1 pseudogene is annotated in these 434 nt (G+C 48.6%); it reads left to right on the top strand.

Features of this window, described 5'->3' with window-relative positions:
- Nucleotides 1-154 precede the first annotated feature (154 nt).
- Nucleotides 155-434: pseudogene (locus HMPREF2554_RS01800) on the top strand (hypothetical protein); the annotation flags it as partial.

Below are 434 nucleotides of genomic sequence, written 5' to 3'. Positions count from 1 at the left end.
GTTTTCCTGACCCGTTGTATGAGGATGGTACGGAGTGGATTGACGATCCTGATGAGTACCCCGAGAGCACATCCTACACCGGCGGTCGTGAGGGAGAAAGTTTATCTGAGTAAATAGTTAGACTCCTTTTCCTGTCTGTGTTTTAGAGAGAAACATGCCTTATCAACAAGAACGGTCTGCCGTAGAATTTACCGCTCCTTTGTTCATCCGTGAGGACGGGTACTGGGAGAACCATATGCTGCCCTATCTGGAAGCGGAGGGATGGGCTGTCATTACTGTTGATTGTGCTGGGGTGGTATCGTACATGGACTTCGCCAAGCGGTTAGTTAAAACTATCGACCCTACCTACAGTTTTCCCGAAGGTTTTAATATGCGTTGGGCTGCTGAAGAAGCATGTTCAATTAGGGATAGGGATATGCGGCAGGGGCTTTTCG

This window comes from Rothia sp. HMSC071F11 (assembly GCF_001809115.1).
Taxonomy (GTDB): Bacteria; Actinomycetota; Actinomycetes; order Actinomycetales; family Micrococcaceae; genus Rothia; species Rothia dentocariosa.
Note: the sequence above shows the minus strand (reverse complement) of the source record. Positions and strands in the feature narration are given on the sequence as shown.